This is a genomic window from Curtobacterium sp. PhB146 (assembly GCF_004342995.1).
GTDB lineage: Bacteria > Actinomycetota > Actinomycetes > Actinomycetales > Microbacteriaceae > Curtobacterium.
The window spans coordinates 26,165-41,041 of sequence record NZ_SMBN01000009.1 but is presented as its reverse complement, the minus strand read 5'-3'; the positions used below and the strand labels follow the sequence as shown (position 1 = coordinate 41,041).

The following is a 14,877-nucleotide window of genomic DNA, read 5'->3' as shown; positions in this document are numbered from 1 at the left end:
GCCAGGACCCGCACCCGGTCACTACCGGAAAGCGTAGCAAACGACATGACCATCACGGAGAACATCACCGTCACCCACCTGACCGACCAGCCCCAGCCCGAAACGCCCACCGTCGAGGCCGCACCGGCCGCGGCCGGTGTTGACCTGGTGCACGTCCCCGCCGCGGATGTGGTGATCGAGAACAACGTCCGCACCGCGTCCGACCTCGACCCCGCGTTCCTGGCCTCCGTGAAGCAGCACGGGGTGCTGCTACCGACGATCGGCTACCGGAACGCGGATGGGGCCGTGGTGGTCCGTGACGGGCAGATGCGCGTCCTCGCCGCCCGCGAGGCGGGCCGAGAGGTGCCGGTGTTCGTCACGGCTCGCGACGACAGCACTGCGAAGCGGATCGCGGAGCAGTTGGTCGCCAACGAGCGTCGCACCGCCTTGACGGACGGTGACCGGCTCGCCGCGTACCGCCAGTTGGAAATCGAGGGCCTGAGCGTGACCGCGATCGCCCGCGAGACAGGTACGAAGCGCGACACCGTGAAGCAGACCCTGACCGTCGCGAAGTCCGACGCGGCGGCCACCGCCGTTGCATCCGGCCAGGCGACGTTCACTCAGGCGCTCATCCTCGCCGAGTTCGACGGCGACGACGAAGCAGTCAAGGAACTGACGGAGTGGATCGCCGAGGGATACGACGACGACGAACTGACCCACGTCGCTGCGCGCCTCCGCCGTGACCGGGAGCGTGCCGCCGCGGTGGACGCGCTCACCGCGGAACTGACCGCAGCGGGCAAGCGGGTTGTGACCGATGACGACGACTACGCGCCGCTGTCACGGTTCACGGGCGTCGGTGACGACGTGATCGCCTACGACGACCGAACCCCGATCACCGAGGACGAGCACGCCGAGTGCCCCGGCGCGGCGTACGAGGTGCGACAGTACGGCGAGGTCGTGGCCGTTCCCGTGTGCGCGACGCCGAACGTCCACACGCTCCGCGTCGGGCGCATCGGCGTCGGAGCGTCGGCGTCGGCCCCGGTCGAGCCGAAGTCCGACGCGGACGCCGAAGCCGAGGCGGAGGAACGGAAGGCCGCACGTCGGCTGCTGGTCGCCAACAACAAGGCGTGGGACGCCGCCGACGACGTGCGCCGTGAGTGGATCGCGGGCCTGTTGCAGCGGAAGAACGCGCCGAAGGACGCCGCCCGGTTCCTGGCGATCGCGCTCACGCGCCACGCCAACACCCGGTACGCCTCCGGCATGGTGAGCGCCCGCAGTCTGCTCGGCATCGAGTCGAGCGGGTGGGACGGCGACACGCTCTCCCAGTGGGTCGAGCAGCACCCCGCGAAGGGGCACCACATGTCCCTCGCGGTGGTGTTCGCCGGGTTCGAGAACACGGCGAACCGTGAGTGGTGGCGCACCCCGAACGCCGACTCCCGCGGCTACCTCAACCAGTTGGCCGCGTGGGGCTACCCGCTCAGCCAGGTCGAGAAGATCGCCGCAGGCATCCAGCCCGACGCAGAACCGGAGGACGGCGAAGCCACGCCCGCCGAGTAGATGAACCGGCGTGGGGGTCGCAACCCGCGGCCCCCACGCCCGCCCGGCACCGGTTCGTGTCCCATCCCCGCCCGCAGATGTCCCATCAGGCCGTCCTGGTGTCCGTGGGCCGCGCGACGGCTCCGCCGCCGCGGCAAGAGGCTTCGCCTCCTCCCGACCTCGGCGCTGCTCGACGGAGCTCGCAGCGCGACGACACCGCAGAGCGGCGCCGCGACCAAGAGCGCTCAGGGGGAGACGAGATACCCGGTCGTCGACGTCGTCTCACGCGGGCGGGTAATCCATGCGAGCTGATGTTCACAGCAGAACCGGCCAGGCAACTCATCGCCCGTGTCGAGGTCGACCGGTTCCCACGCCTCCGGTTCCGCCGAATCGGTGCACCCGGCGACGTCGCAGGGCACCAGATCCGCCGGCTGCACCCAGAACGAGTGCAGCACCTTGATCGACCGACCACGGACGTGGTCGACGTCGGCGGGGGCGGATGCCGGGGGAGTGGTGTCGTCGTGCTCGAGCAGGACGTCGCTCGGGTTGCCCTGGTTCCTGGGCCGGCCCTTCCGGCCGCCGCGTCGAGATCTCATGCCCCGGATGCTGCCAGCAGCACCGGCACCCGCCCTGCCGGACCCGCCGAGACCGGGTGCGTCCAGAGCTTCTAAGAGGAGCCGGCTTCGCCGGCGCTGTTGGGGCCTGCGGCCCGTTTCTTTGCCGTGAAGCCTTCGGCAGCGTACGGACGATCACCCGGAATGCAACCGGCTTTCGCGGCATAAACGGCCCCTCCCCGCAAGCGGGTCCCCTCCATATATTCCACGACCGGTTGCATTCCGGGTGCTCGTCCTAGCGGCGACAAGTCGCCTTCACGGCAAAAAAACGAGAGGGAGAGGAAAAACAAATGCAGTACCAGATCGAGACCATCGTTACCGCGGTCAGTAAGGCAGACGACGCAACGGAAGCGAGGAAGGCGGCCCTGTCAGAGCGGCGCGCGGAACTCAAGGCCGCGGCGTCCATGGGGTGGACGCTCACAAACACCGCTGTCCTGGAGGGCATCGAACTCGCGACGTTCGTCGACACGATCACCTACACGCCGCCCGCGGAGTGATCCAACGCGGGAGGGGACGAACCGTAATCGCCCCCTCCCGCTCCACCCATCATCACCGATCGCACAGACCGAAGGACACCCCATGACCTCCACCATCATCCCGACCAAGGACGTCGCCGCGCTGCTCCGGAAGGAACTGCGAACCACGTTCCCCGGCGTCCGCTTCTCGGTGCGCTGCTCCACCGGCACCGCGGCCACGTGGATCAACGTCCACCACGAGGACGGCCCCACCAGCGCCCAAGTCGACGACATCTGCCGCAAGTACCAGGGCCGCTCGTTCGACGGCATGACCGACACCTACACCGACCACGGCACCACCCTGGTCGCCGGGGAGCCAGGGGAGATGCCGACCGAAGTGCAGTACGGCTGCGACGGCATCAACACCGCACGCGACTTCACCGTCGCCGGGCACCTCGAAGCCCAGCGGATCATCCGCGAGTGCAGCAACATGCCGCACCTGATCCTCTGCGAGGACGCCGGCGAGCTCGTCGAGGGTCGCGACATCACCGGCGGGCAGGGCTGCGAGTTCAACGACGGACAGCACGCCTGGGACCGGCCGCAACTTTCAGCCTGGTCCGCGGTCCGGTTCCTGCTGCAGCACGTCGACCTCACCTCGACACCCGCCCGCCAGTAGTTGAAGCAGCGGCGGGGATGTCCCGTACCCATACGTGCATCCCCGCCGCCCCAACCAGCCTAGAGAGAAGCGCACCCCATGTTCATCACCTACGAACGCCCCACCCACCTCGACGACGAGCAGACCGACCCGCAGGCCCCGGCCGCGGATATGGCTCCCGGCGCGGACGTCGATCCCCGCGTGTCGGTGTGCGGTGCGACGACCTACGACGTCGACGGCACCCAGTGGACCTGCACGCGTCGCCCGGGCCACACCGACGATGAGCACCGGGCGGTGTTCGACCGGTACCACGGCGGACCCGTCGGACAGGTCGCGTTCGCGTGGCAGTACGAGTGGGGCGGCGCCGGCCACGGCCCGTCCTCCGCCGAACCCATGACCACGGTCACCGTCACCGTGTCGTTCCCGTCAACGGCATGGACGAACGAGCAGCTCCCCGAATCGGTTGCCGAGGAGGTGCGGTCCGTGTTTTGGGAGTGTGACCACGACGACGTCACCGTGCAGACCATCGCGACCAGTACCCCGCACCCGGTCGCGGGCTGACCCGCCGGGGCGGTGGCGGTCGGCGAGATGGTGAAAAGCGCCAGGACGACACAGTTTAGGAATGCGCAGCCCACTATCCCTAACGGCTTCCCGTGATTGCATTACCGGTTCAATGCTCCTGGGGATTCTCAGCCCTCCCGCTGTTATCGATGCCCCAGCCGCACGTTCGTAAACGTCATGCGTTGGTGCCAAACAATGCACGTGCATAGGTTGCCAACAGGCGTGTCGCCCGGCAGAAAAATAGTCAAAGAATGTGCGGAAAAGAGTACCCATATAGGCCCGCGCGTTGTAGAATAGAAGCATGCAATGGGGGAGGGGCCCCCACCGCATCACAATCTTTCGGAAGGTGATTTCGATGAGCATCACGGTTTACACCAAGTCTGGTTTCTGCGGCATGTGCCTGGCCACCGAGCGTGCCCTCGACTCCGCCGGCATCGAGTACACCGAGGCGATCCTCGACGACGTCGACCAGGCGCAGATCGAGGAGTGGAAGACCACCCTCGGCATGAACGCCCCCATCGTCGTCACCGACACGGAGACCGGGTCCTGGAGCGGGTTCCGCCCCGACAAGATCGGCGAACTCGCCTCGAGCGCGGCCGCGTGATGACGATGACCCTCGAGCGTTCGACCACCATCCGTCCCGACGTCGTGCAGCAGTCCACCCGCGACGCCGTCGACGAGCTCTACGCCGGCGACACCGTCGCAGCGTTCCGAGCCATCGACGCCGCTACCGCTGACCCGACCGAGCACGTTCGCGAGTGGGAACTCACCGACGAGCAGCGGCAGGTCTGGGAGGCCGGCTACATGGTCGGATTCCAGATGGCCGCCCCGGAGCTCATGGCCGAGGTCCTCGAACTGCGGGCCCGCCTCGAGCAGGCCGAGCACGACGCCGACCGGTACTACGCCGAGATGTGCCGCCGACCCGCCCCCGCCGAGCACACCGCGACCGAGAATTCCTACGCGGAGCTGTCCCGGATCCGCGGCGAGCACGACCGCGCCGCCTGCCACGAAGCGACGATCGACCGCATGTTCCCCCAGTACGCCGGCACCCGCGCCTGACCAGGGAGACTGAAACCATGAACGTAGGGGAGTGGGGCCTGTTGGCCATCACTGTCGTGTGTCTTGGGGGTGGCGGGTTCGCGCTCGGGGTTGTTCGCTCGGCTCGTGTGGATGAGATGACGTCAGCGGGCAGGGCTATCCCCTGGGTGTTGTTGCCAGTTGGCGTGGTGTGTCTACTGGTGCTGACTGTGTTGCGGTTGACGCCATGAGCGCCGGACGTAAGCGGCTGGCCACAGCTGTGTACGTGGTCCGCCGCAACCGGAAGCGGCAGAAGTGAGCACAAGCTACCGCGCCGGGCACGGCACTACTGACCCCCGCCACGACGGCCGCTGACCATGGGCGGGCCGACTCCGGTGAGCGCGGAGGAACGATTCTTCTCGCACGTCGTGCGGGGGCCGGCGCTCAGCGACTGCTGGATCTGGACCGGTGCCATTGGCGACGACGGCTACGGCCGCTTCTGGGTTCGCCAACCCGACGGTGGTCAGCGCGCGATGCGGCCGCAGCGGTGGTTGTACGAACACCTCACTGGCGCGGCGTTGCACCCGACGGTGCTGCTGCTGCATGCGTGCGATATCCCGTTGTGCGTCCACGTCGACGTCGACGACTCGGTGTCGCACCTGGCACCGGGCACGCATCGGGGGAACATGCTCGAGCGTGTGCAGCGCGGCCGTCACCGCAACGGGGCGACCGCGGTTCGGATGGCCGGCCTGCAGCGCAGCGAACGGGTGGCGCTGTCTCGTGAGCTCCGCGATGCGTTCCGGGATCACGGGTGGGACCAGGCAGCGATCCGTGCGTGCCGCACAGGGATCGCGCCGGACACCCCGACGCTCTGGTGACCACCGACACCTAACGGCCAGAGGCCCCAACATGGCCAGCGGTCCGAGCGCCGGCATGGGCGGGACAGGTGTCGGTCCAGCTGGGGGAGCGGTCGGCGGTCGTCCACCCATGGGCGCGGGCGTAGGCGCGTGCTTCGGTGCGGCTGCTGTTGTCGTCGGGTCCGGCTATCGGGACGATGACTTGGTCGCAGCCAGCGACGTCGCAGGTGATGACCATCGCGGCTCGTGCACCCATAGTCACTCTCCTACATCACTGAGCACTGCTGACGGCCAGCAGGCAGTCCTCGCCTTGGTTATTACGCGACCTCGTCGGGCTCGACCCTGACTTCGACCTTCTTGTCGCCGTGCCATCGCTCGATGGTGAAGAGCACCTTGTACTCGCCCCACGACGCCTTCGTAACAACACCCTTCGAGCCCTTCGGGACGTGCTCACGCAGTAGCCCGCCGATGTCCTTGACCGCGACCACTGTGTCGCCGGCGCTCATTTTCGCCATGTGTCCCCCTCGTTTCGTACTTCTATCGGACGCGGTCTGCCCCGCGTCACACGCGTTCGATCTCAGCGCTCGGGATCCACCGGAAGACGGTGCGTCCGGTCATGACTCCGTCGACACGGCCGGGGTGCCCGAACGACGGGAATGGCTCCGCAGTGAGGGCGACGAATGCTCCGCCGGCGGCGTCGATACCGGCGCCGAGCCGCGGGTTGGCATCGGAAGTGAAGGTGTCGACGAGGATCGTCGCAGACACCTCGTCCCGCGCTAGCCGCACGGTCACCGGTAGCGCCTTCTCGTCAGCAGTGTCGGCCCCAGCGATCGCGTCGTCGAATGGGCGGAACCCGCGGGTCTCGTAATACGCGAGTGAGTCACCCCAACCGCCACCGACCCGGCTCAGTGAGAAGACGTCGCAGCTCGGCTTCACGACGATGACCGGTAGGTAGGCGCGTCGGTTGAAGAGCTTGTTCAGGAGGCCCGGTGGGCGGCCGTCGATAACGAACGCGCCCGCCAGCCAGGTCGCCGGCGGGACGATGAGCACGCCCGTGTCGGGGAGCACCCCGCCACCGCATGTCGCGTGGATCGCGGCGACGACCGGATTCAGTTCTGACTCCTGCGCACTCAGTCGAAGGGGCCCAGCGCCGAGCTGCTTGCCGCACATGAGGCAGTCGCCGACCGGTTCGACGGTCCGTTCCAGCGAAGCACGAGTCTCTTCGCCGATCAGTCGTTCGATAGCCGGGTCCTGCACGAACCGTGCGGTACTCATGCTGCCTCCTTGTCACGATCGTCTCGCTCGATGTCGTCAGTCGTGGCGGCCTCGTTCCCGTTGGTCTCCGCGGCTGGTGCCGGTGTCTCGCCCGCTCCGAGCTCGCGCAGCCGGCGCACTTCCGATGCCGGAATGTCGAGCAGCTGCGCGATGCGCGGGTTGGTTTCCTTCAGTTCCACGAGGGACTGGACCGCGAGGGCGCGGTCCACGTCGATCGCGTCGAGCTTGGCGATGAGTTCTTCGCGATCGTCGTTGGCGTCGAAGAACGTCGAGGCGGCTTCTTCGATCGCGGCGTCACGCCGTGCTCGTTCAGCGTCGAGTTCTGCCCGGCGCTGACGTGCTCGTTCTCGGTTGTCTTTTTTCGTGCTGGTTCGAGCCATGGTTGGTTCCCTCTCGCTGGTCCCCTCAACGAGTTCCGACGATCGCAACGACAGCTTTGATAGGTGCTGACGCAGTCTGACCGACCGCCTGACATCACACTACCGAACTTACACACCTCTTGCACTAACAGTGTGTGGCCCTCCAAAACCCGCTACGGTGGGTGTGTGGGAGGAGGTGATCGCTCGTGATGACGGTGCACGTCCTGCACGCAGGTGACGGATATTCATATCTGACGAACCAGGTTGCGGCGGGCGATCAGCAGGTCCGGCGAAGCGAAGACCTCACGGACTACTACACCGCTGAGGGTGCCAAGCCCGGCCAGTGGTGGGGCAACGGCCTGGCCTCCCTGGGGGTGTCCGGGCAGGTGTCCGCAGAGCAGATGCAGGCCCTCTTCGGTGAGGGGCTGCGCCCTGACGCAACCGCCTTCATCCAGGAGCAGATCGCCGCCGGCGCGTCCGCCTCCGAGGCCATCGACGCCGCCCGTCTGGGCCGTCGGTTCATGACCACGAACGACCCCGACACCGAGTGGCAGGTGCACATCCACGCCGCGTCCGTCGCGTTCGAGCGGGACAACCACCGCGCCCCCGCAGACGCAGAACTGTCCGGCATCAAGGCCGACGTCGCGTCCGCCATGCTGCAGAAGTCACTGCGTCGACCCGCCACGTCGGACGAGGTTTCCTGGTTCGTCGCACTCCGTGTTCCCGACTGGAAGCAGCAGGTCTCCCGCGGCTACCAGGGGTTCCGCGACGAGGTCGGCCGAAACCCCGAGACCGGTCCGGAACGCGACCTGGTGAAGCACAACCTCGCCGCCGATCACCTGCGCGGTGCGCTCGGCCGCGAGGCCACAACCGGTGAGGTCGCACGGTTCCTGACCGAGCGTGGCACACCGCCTCGCCAGCCCGTCGCGGGCTACGACCTCGTGTTCAGCCCGGTCAAGTCGGTCTCCCTGTTGTGGGCATTGGCGGACCGGAACGACCCCCGTGAGGCGCACATCGCACGTGAGGTGCACGCCTCCCACGAGGCTGCGTGGCAGGGCGCGATGACGTTCCTGCAGGAGGAAGCAGCGTTCACCCGGACCGGTGCCGGCGGCGTCGCGCAGGTCGAAACGAAGGGCCTCATCGTCGCTGCGTTCGAGCACCGCGACTCCCGCACCGGTGACCCCGACCTGCACACCCACGTCGCCGTCTCGACCAAGGTCGAGGGCGTCGATGGCAAGTGGCGATCGCTCGACGGGCGCATGCTGCACCGCCTCGGTGTCGCCGCATCCGAGCGGTACAACTCGCTCGTCGAGGAAGAGCTCCGGAACCGTCTCGGCGTGCAGTTCGTCGACGAGTCCCGGGGTGCCGGCAAGCGCGACGTGCGCGAGATCATGGGCGTCGATCGCAGCCTCCGCGAGGGCTTCTCTTCCCGCCGCGTCGGGATCGAGCAGGCGTACGCCGAGCTCGTCGACGAGTACGTGGCCTCCCACGGCCACACCCCGCCGAAGAACATCCAGCACAAGCTCTACGAGCAGGCGAACCTCGCCACCCGCGACCACAAAGCACCCCCGTCGTCGGAGCAGGACCAGGTCGCCGAGTGGCGTCGCGCTGCCTCCGAGAAGGTGCATGTCGACGGGTGGGCGGCGGGCATCGTCGCTCAGTCGAAAGCGATGCCGGCGCAGGATTCCCTGGCCGCCGCGTCGCTGCAACAGCTCGGTACGCTCGTCGTCACTCGGGTCGAGCAGGACCGGTCGACGTGGAAGGACTCGCACCTGCAGGCCGAGGCAGAGCGCGTCGCACGTCGCGTCGCGCAGGCCACCCGGCGGGACGTCCAGGCGCTCACTCGCGATATCACTGCCGCCGCGGTGCAGCGGTCGATCTCCCTCACCCCGCCGGAGTTGAACCCCACGCCGGCGCAGCTGCAGCGCAGCAACGGTGAGAGCGTCTTCCGGATCCACCGTGCCGACGAGTTCACGTCCGAGAAGACCCTCCGCACCGAGGAAGCGATCCTCGATGCTGCCCGCACGCGGGGCGGTTTCGCGATGGAGCCGCAGGCGTTCGACGACGCGATGCGTCGCTTCAACGACCGCGCGATCGCCGACGGGCACCACGAACTCAACGCCGGCCAGATCAAGCTGGCGCGGCAGTTCGCGACCGGTGGCCACCGGATCGAGACCGGTATCGGCCCTGCCGGCACCGGGAAGACCACCGCCATGCGCGCCACGATCTACGCCGTTGAGGCGGGCGGTGGTCGTGTCCTCGCGCTCGGCACCACCGGCAAGGCGGCGGAAGTTCTCGGCCGCGAGCTCGGCGCGACGGCGGACACAGCCGACATGCTCCTGCAGGCGCACGCGAACGCGAAGCGCAGCGGACGGCCGGTGGCGGAGCAGCACCGCATCGACGCGAACACGCTCCTCCTCGTCGACGAGGCATCCATGGCCGGCACACCGCTCATGGGACGTCTCCTCGCCCTCGCGGACGAGCACGGCGCCGCGCTCCGTCCCCTCGGCGACCCCGCACAGCACGGCTCCATCGGCGCCGGCGGCGTCCTCCGCCTCCTCGAGCGCGAGACCGACGTCACCCGCCTGGAAGAGGTGCACCGCTTCACCGGCGAGCACGCCACCGCTGAAGCCGCCGCCTCCCTGAAGCTCCGCACCGGCGACACCACCGGTCTCGACTTCTACATCGAGCGCGGCCGGGTGTTCGCCGGTACCCGCGACGAAGTCATGGACCGGATCTACACCGACTGGCACGCCGATACGACCGCCGGGAAGTCGTCGCTGATGATCGCCGGCACCAACGAGGAAGTGTCCGCCCTGAACGCACGGGCCCGCGCCGACCGCGTCGCCCAGGGTCAGGTGCAGGAGGACGGCCGGCTGCTCGCAGACGGGAACACCGTCGGCACTGGAGACGTCATCCTGACCCGCAACACGGACCGGTCGCTGCGGATGAACCAGGGGAAGGACTGGGTCACCAACAACGCCATGTGGACCGTTACCGCGGTCGGCCCGTACGGCGTCATGGCGAAGTCGCACCTGCACGGCGGCACCGTCACGCTCCCGCTCGAGTACGTCGACGAGCACGTGCAGCTCGGCTACGCACGCACCAGCCACGGCACCCAGGGCGACACCGTCTCCACCGGCGGCGCCGTCATCGACCCGGACCGCACCACCCGCGAAGAGCTCTACGTCGACAGCACCCGCGCGAAGGAGGAGAACCGCCTCTACGTCGTCATCGACAAGCCGCTGGACTCCTCCGGCCACACCGATGACGAGCGTGAGAACTCGATCCGCGGCGCCCTCGAGCAGGTCCTCGGCCGCGAGGGCGCGACCAAGAGCGCCACGGAGACCCTGCGGGCCGAGCAGGACACCGCGCACTCCCTCACGACGCTGCTGCCGCAGTACGACCACGGCCGCGTCACCGTCCTCGATCCGAAGGCGATCGAGCGTGCTGAGCAGGCCGTCCGCGACGCACTGCCCGTGGATCTCGCGAGCCGCATCGTCGACGACGAAGCATGGTCGACGTTCGCCGCGCGCCTGGTCGACCACGATCTCGCCGGCACCGCCCTCCAAGACCGCCTGCAGGGCCTCGTTCGCCCGCGCGACCTCGACACCATCGACCCGATCGAGTCCCCGGCCCGCGTGTACTGGTGGCGGCTTGGCCCAGCGACCACGATCGGCACCGACCTCAAGCCGGTCGACGGCCTCCCGAAGTGGGTCACACCGTTCAACGAACAGCTCGGCGACCCCGAGGTCCGGACCTGGCTCCACGGCCAGCAGGAGCTGATGCGCGACCGCATCACCTCCCTCGTCGACCAGGTTGTTGCCGAGCCACCGGCGTGGGCAGAACCGTTCGGCAGGATCCCCACCGACCCCGCGCAGGCGGAGCAGTGGCGGGAGAACATAGGCCGCATCGTCGCCTACAGGGAAGCGTTCGAGGTGCCCGCGAGCGAAGCAGTCCTCAGCGACGAACGCCGAGACTCCCACGCCGTCCAGGCATGGCAGGACGCCCGCGCAGCAGGGCTCGACCTCCGCACCCAGCAGGAGCGCCTGGCGCGTGAGCAGGCGTCCGCGGACGCCCTCGAGCGCATGGGCATCGACCCGCCATCGCGCACCACCGCGACGGCCACGGCAACCCTGCCCGAGATCGCCGTTGACGTGGACCGGCTCCTCGAGCAGAAGCCGGCATGGGTCGCGCAGTACGGCACGCAGCCGGCGGACGGCGACGCACGCGAGACCTGGCGTGAACAGATCGCCACCGTCGCGGCGTACCGCGACGCGCAGGCCGTCCCGGACGACGCCTACCGCCTCACCGACCCGGGCATGGTCGCGCGCGACACCCGCCACGCGTTCGCGGCCGCGGAGCAGGCCCACGAGGACCTCCGCCGCACCGGGTGGATGCGCGATCGCGACGGCGTCGAACGGAACATCACGGCCCCGTCCTTCGAGGCCACTCCGACGGCACCGGATGCCCCGACGAACCGGGCCGCCGAACGCCTCGGCGTCGGGACGGACGATCAGCAGCAGCCCGCGGCCGGTCGAGAGGACCCCCGCTACTACCTCCGGCAGCTCACCGAGGACCCCGACGCGCTGGCGAGGCGCATCGAAGAGATCCAGGCACGCCGGGCCGGGGCCGACGTAGAGGCGCACACCGTCGACAGTGCACCGCCGGCGCAGCCCGCATCCGCGGCCGACGAGGCCGCCCGCCTCGCGGCCGAGCTTCGCGCGGATCGCGCGGCCCCGCAGCCGACGGCAGGGCAGCGAGAGGCCGCTGCCGCCGAGGCGCAGCAGCGTGCCGAGCAGATCCGTCGGCAGCAGGAGGCCGCCGAGCGTCAACGGCAGCAGGAACAGCGTCGCGGACCGCGTCTCTGACCCGAGGTGTCTAGCCGCTGGTCGTGTTCCCCGTCCGGCCCCGAGCGCTGCCGTGCCCGGGGATGGTCCCCCTTGTCATGCTCGCAGGACGGGGCGACACGCCGAAGCTGTGTTACTGCGCCCAGCCCCGCTTTCGACATTTCATACAAGGCGCCTCAGCTGAGGCAAAGGCCCTTCCGCATAAACACGCGGATCGGATGAGATTGCGTCCCCACATTGACTCTGGAGAGTTCCACGCGGGCGTAGCACTTTTTCCAGGACCCGCCTCAAATGTGCTGGGTCGGCTGTATCGTAGAAAGGCACCTAGTGCAGCAGAGCGCCCCAGCACAAGGCCGGGGCGACTGCTTGAACAAGCCCAGTGGCACGCCTTCACTTCCTAGGGCGCGGGCGTGCCGCTGGCAGAACGGCACTGCCATGACTGTTTTGAGTCAACACTGTCCCGATCCGTCCCACCACCGTACTACACGCGTCTTCAGTTTCAAACAATTTTGTGGTATCCGCGTGGCCCACAATTTTGTCGAAACCGTAACGGTCATAACTTCCGTCGTCACTGTCGCGTCTTACGCGTACGCCGCGTGGAACTGGTTGGAAAACATCTATACGGTCTGGTGATCGTAAAAAAACGAGACGCCCCGTGCAACCGCACGGGGCGTCTCGTTTTTTTATCCGACGAACAAATCCTTGAAGTAGTCCACTCCATCGCGTGTCCACGTCACGCGGATGATTTGTTCCCCCTGGCCCATCATCAACACGAACCGCACGGGCCGCGTCTGTCCGGCGGGGAACACCGACGTCCCGCGGTCGATGAGCATCATCGGGCTCTCCTCACCGACGGTCTGGAAGCGGACGTTCTGAGCGTCCTCGGTACCGACGTTGGTGACATCCGCCCAGTGGTTGGTCTTCCACTTCGGCTTCCCGCGATTGGTGACGCCGTTCGGCAGCCGTTCGGATCCGGGCTGAGCGATGAAGTCGACGGGCTTGCTCACCGGAACCGCGGGCCCCGACTCGTCTTCTTCCTCGGCCGCCGGCAGATGGGCTACGTCGTAGTCGAGCGCCCTTCGCACCTGTGATGCCAGGTCGGCAGGGTCCGAGAACTCGCCGTACAGGCCCGCCGTCTCCATCTGCGCCTTGAACTCGTTGAGTGCCGCGAGCTGCTCCGGGTCGGTGCGCGCGGGGATCGAGCCGTTGGAGAAGAACAGGTGCACCGGCTTGCCCGCTTCCTGCGCCCGGGCTACCTCCTCCGCGGTACCCGAGATGGCTTCAGGTGTGGCTTTGCCGAGGCGACCAGCGAACATCGCCACGACGACGTCGCTCTGGTCCACACCCTGAGCGTTGATGAGCGCCTGCGGGTGACCGCCGAGCTGCGGGACGGAGTTCTTCTCCCACCGCCATGGCAGCAGGACGACCTTCCTGTTGCCGGCGTTGCTGACGTTCCACTCGTGGATCGCCTCTTCGACGGCGTCGCGCTCCGCGCCGACGTCGAACGGTGAGGCGATCATCACCGTGATGACGGTGGCGCGATAAGTCATGAGGGGACACTACGACAGGCCGCCGTCACCTACGTGGCTTCGCCCAGGCCAAACCCTGCGGTGGTGGTGGCGATCTCTGCTGATCGCGAGGACACTAGAGACAGAGGAGGGCCTGCCGTGGTGTTCCAAGGTGAGGTGTTGTCCGTCAGCGAACTGATGCGTCGCTCGGGCATGGAACCGAGCGCCGCTCTCGCGGACGCTGGTGTCCGGCACACTGCTGCCGGTAACGCTGCCCACGTCGCCGCTCTTCTGCGCGCCGGCGACGATCTGGCCGTGGCATGGCGGTTCGGGATTCTCCAGACCCTCGACGATTACCAGTCGACCCTGCGACGTGGCGGGCCCGTTACTGCGGCCGCCGTTTTCGCCGATGCTCCCGAAGCGACCGGCGCCCGCGAGCTGGACGCCGCGTTCGCCGCGCTCGCTGACCACCTGGCCACGGCCGACGGATGGGAGGCCCCATACTGGACCGCCGATCCGTCCCGGACGGTTCCCGGGCAGTGGTTCGCAACGACGCCGGCGATGTTCCGCGAAGAGGCGGTCTCTGACAGCCCGCCGGCGTTTCTGAAGCGCGGCATCCTCATCACCCCCCCGAGCCCTCTGGCGCGCGTGAGCGACGAGGGCGAGGAACTCAACGCCGACAGGCTCGGTGGCCTCTTCCAGGAGCTCTCGGAGCGCCTGGCTAACGCCGGCGAGCACGCGCAACTGTTCGTCGTGGGCGGCGCCGCGATCGCGCTCGCCTACGACGGCGGCCGCGTCGCGGCGCGTGCTGCAGCGAACCGCGAGGAAGCCACCGAACCGGTTGGCACTCGGTCGCCGAGCGCCGCTGGCCTGGTGCAGCAGTATGCCGCTGAGGTCCGCCAGATCAGCCGGCGTGATCCGGCCGCGCCAGACGACGCCTCGCACATCGCCGCCGACCTGCGGGCCGGCCGTGCCGCCCGGCCAGACGAATCGACCCAACGCCCTGCGGCGGACGCCGAGGGGCAGGCACGTGCCGAACAGGTTCGCCGCCAGCAGGCGGCTGCGGACGCGCAACGACAGCAGGAGCAGCAGTGCCGCGGCCTCAGCTAGTAAGCCTCTGCGCGAAACACGGTCCAGTCACGCGCCGATAATATAAATTATGTCAGCTTGTGCACGCCTGCCACCGGCTTTCTACTGGCCGCCCGGCCACA

The 14,877-nt window shown here is 68.2% G+C and carries 14 protein-coding genes; 9 read left to right on the top strand and 5 right to left on the bottom strand.

Annotation, left to right across the window (positions count from 1 at the left end):
• Positions 1-45: 45 nt before the first annotated feature.
• On the top strand, positions 46-1,536 hold the full coding sequence (locus EDF33_RS19025; protein ID WP_132100875.1) for a ParB N-terminal domain-containing protein: 1,491 nt from the start codon (positions 46-48) through the stop codon (positions 1,534-1,536).
• A gap of 224 nt (positions 1,537-1,760) precedes the next feature.
• Here EDF33_RS19025 and EDF33_RS19020 read toward each other — a convergent pair whose 3' ends face one another.
• Entirely contained in the window at positions 1,761-2,111 is a 351-nt protein-coding gene (locus EDF33_RS19020; protein WP_132100874.1) for a hypothetical protein, read from the bottom strand.
• A 308-nt stretch (positions 2,112-2,419) separates the two neighbouring features.
• Here EDF33_RS19020 and EDF33_RS19015 point away from each other — a divergent pair, with 308 nt between their 5' ends.
• From EDF33_RS19015 to EDF33_RS18990, 6 genes are all read left to right on the top strand, one after another.
• Positions 2,420-2,626 (top strand): hypothetical protein, encoded by a 207-nt coding sequence (locus EDF33_RS19015; protein WP_132100873.1) that lies wholly within the window; start codon positions 2,420-2,422, stop codon positions 2,624-2,626.
• A gap of 82 nt (positions 2,627-2,708) precedes the next feature.
• Positions 2,709-3,260, top strand: coding sequence for an LPD29 domain-containing protein (locus tag EDF33_RS19010; protein ID WP_132100872.1), 552 nt, complete (start codon positions 2,709-2,711; stop codon positions 3,258-3,260).
• Positions 3,261-3,338: 78 nt separating this feature from the next.
• Positions 3,339-3,800 carry a hypothetical protein gene (locus EDF33_RS19005; RefSeq protein ID WP_132100871.1) on the top strand — a complete coding sequence of 154 codons (462 nt, stop codon included), beginning with the start codon at positions 3,339-3,341 and terminating at the stop codon, positions 3,798-3,800.
• A gap of 355 nt (positions 3,801-4,155) precedes the next feature.
• The gene (locus EDF33_RS19000; protein ID WP_132100870.1) at positions 4,156-4,404 is read left to right on the top strand and encodes a glutaredoxin domain-containing protein; all 249 of its coding nucleotides are present in this window, start codon (positions 4,156-4,158) and stop codon (positions 4,402-4,404) included.
• Between the two features lie 5 nt (positions 4,405-4,409).
• Positions 4,410-4,859 carry a hypothetical protein gene (locus tag EDF33_RS18995; RefSeq protein WP_132100869.1) on the top strand — a complete coding sequence of 150 codons (450 nt, stop codon included), beginning with the start codon at positions 4,410-4,412 and terminating at the stop codon, positions 4,857-4,859.
• Between the two features lie 353 nt (positions 4,860-5,212).
• Positions 5,213-5,695: a hypothetical protein gene (locus tag EDF33_RS18990; RefSeq protein WP_243692504.1), complete on the top strand. Its 483-nt coding sequence runs from the start codon at positions 5,213-5,215 to the stop codon at positions 5,693-5,695.
• A gap of 296 nt (positions 5,696-5,991) precedes the next feature.
• Here EDF33_RS18990 and EDF33_RS18985 read toward each other — a convergent pair whose 3' ends face one another.
• The 3 genes from EDF33_RS18985 to EDF33_RS18975 are packed head-to-tail and all read right to left on the bottom strand — an operon-like array spanning position 5,992 to position 7,329.
• Positions 5,992-6,189: a hypothetical protein gene (locus EDF33_RS18985; protein WP_132100867.1), complete on the bottom strand. Its 198-nt coding sequence runs from the start codon at positions 6,187-6,189 to the stop codon at positions 5,992-5,994.
• A 46-nt stretch (positions 6,190-6,235) separates the two neighbouring features.
• Positions 6,236-6,931 (bottom strand): hypothetical protein, encoded by a 696-nt coding sequence (locus EDF33_RS18980; RefSeq protein ID WP_132100866.1) that lies wholly within the window; start codon positions 6,929-6,931, stop codon positions 6,236-6,238.
• A 14-nt stretch (positions 6,932-6,945) separates the two neighbouring features.
• Complete coding sequence (locus tag EDF33_RS18975) at positions 6,946-7,329, bottom strand: hypothetical protein (protein ID WP_132100865.1); 384 nt, start codon at positions 7,327-7,329, stop codon at positions 6,946-6,948.
• 188 nt (positions 7,330-7,517) lie between these two features.
• On the opposite strand from EDF33_RS18975, the gene mobF reads away from it, so the two are divergent.
• A complete protein-coding gene (gene mobF / locus EDF33_RS18970; protein WP_132100864.1) occupies positions 7,518-12,179 on the top strand; it encodes a MobF family relaxase in 4,662 nt (1,553 codons plus the stop codon).
• A 662-nt stretch (positions 12,180-12,841) separates the two neighbouring features.
• On the opposite strand, the gene EDF33_RS18965 is transcribed toward mobF, so the two are convergent.
• Positions 12,842-13,678 carry a DUF4062 domain-containing protein gene (locus tag EDF33_RS18965; protein ID WP_243692507.1) on the bottom strand — a complete coding sequence of 279 codons (837 nt, stop codon included), beginning with the start codon at positions 13,676-13,678 and terminating at the stop codon, positions 12,842-12,844.
• Between the two features lie 147 nt (positions 13,679-13,825).
• On the opposite strand from EDF33_RS18965, the gene EDF33_RS20440 reads away from it, so the two are divergent.
• Complete coding sequence (locus tag EDF33_RS20440; protein WP_207906724.1) at positions 13,826-14,776, top strand: hypothetical protein; 951 nt, start codon at positions 13,826-13,828, stop codon at positions 14,774-14,776.
• The last annotated feature ends 101 nt before the right edge of the window (positions 14,777-14,877 follow it).

What these genes read in the sequence shown, in the direction of transcription:
- EDF33_RS19025 (WP_132100875.1), top strand. Translation starts at nt 46, where the DNA reads ATGACCATCACGGAGAACATCACCGTCACCCACCTGACCGACCAGCCC.
- EDF33_RS19020 (WP_132100874.1), bottom strand. Translation starts at nt 2,111, where the DNA reads ATGAGATCTCGACGCGGCGGCCGGAAGGGCCGGCCCAGGAACCAGGGC.
- EDF33_RS19015 (WP_132100873.1), top strand. Translation starts at nt 2,420, where the DNA reads ATGCAGTACCAGATCGAGACCATCGTTACCGCGGTCAGTAAGGCAGAC.
- EDF33_RS19010 (WP_132100872.1), top strand. Translation starts at nt 2,709, where the DNA reads ATGACCTCCACCATCATCCCGACCAAGGACGTCGCCGCGCTGCTCCGG.
- EDF33_RS19005 (WP_132100871.1), top strand. Translation starts at nt 3,339, where the DNA reads ATGTTCATCACCTACGAACGCCCCACCCACCTCGACGACGAGCAGACC.
- EDF33_RS19000 (WP_132100870.1), top strand. Translation starts at nt 4,156, where the DNA reads ATGAGCATCACGGTTTACACCAAGTCTGGTTTCTGCGGCATGTGCCTG.
- EDF33_RS18995 (WP_132100869.1), top strand. Translation starts at nt 4,410, where the DNA reads ATGACCCTCGAGCGTTCGACCACCATCCGTCCCGACGTCGTGCAGCAG.
- EDF33_RS18985 (WP_132100867.1), bottom strand. Translation starts at nt 6,189, where the DNA reads ATGGCGAAAATGAGCGCCGGCGACACAGTGGTCGCGGTCAAGGACATC.
- EDF33_RS18975 (WP_132100865.1), bottom strand. Translation starts at nt 7,329, where the DNA reads ATGGCTCGAACCAGCACGAAAAAAGACAACCGAGAACGAGCACGTCAG.
- mobF (WP_132100864.1), top strand. Translation starts at nt 7,518, where the DNA reads ATGACGGTGCACGTCCTGCACGCAGGTGACGGATATTCATATCTGACG.
- EDF33_RS18965 (WP_243692507.1), bottom strand. Translation starts at nt 13,678, where the DNA reads ATGATCGCCTCACCGTTCGACGTCGGCGCGGAGCGCGACGCCGTCGAA.